Source organism: Photobacterium sp. R1, assembly GCF_054600795.1.
Genome location: NZ_BAAHZP010000339.1, coordinates 1 through 312, shown reverse-complemented (window position 1 = coordinate 312; position 312 = coordinate 1). Strand labels below are relative to the sequence as shown.

The 312-nt window shown below is 51.3% G+C and carries 1 protein-coding gene; it reads left to right on the top strand.

Going from position 1 to position 312, the window contains the following annotated elements:
• Positions 1–312: GntR family transcriptional regulator (locus ACYP03_RS25320; RefSeq protein ID WP_459782575.1), on the top strand; the 312-nt coding region annotated here is incomplete at both ends.

Here is a 312-nt window from a genome sequence, read left to right as displayed (position 1 = left end):
AGGCCTGTGAAAACATCACGGATGAAGAAATCGCCGGACTGGAAACCTTATTGCAAACCCATCAGACCCATATTGAGCAGGTCGATGGTGCCTCCTATTTTCACCAGCACGGTGATTTCGATTTCCACTACCGGATCATCAAAGCCAGTCGAAACCGCAAGTTAATCAGCTTGTTGTGCGATGAGTTGTATCACCTGCTGCGTATGTACCGCTATCAGTCACCGCGCTCGCATTCACGTCCGGAACGGGCACTGAACGAGCACACACAGATTCTGGCAGCGATAAAGGAGCGCGACGGTGAACTGGCTGAAA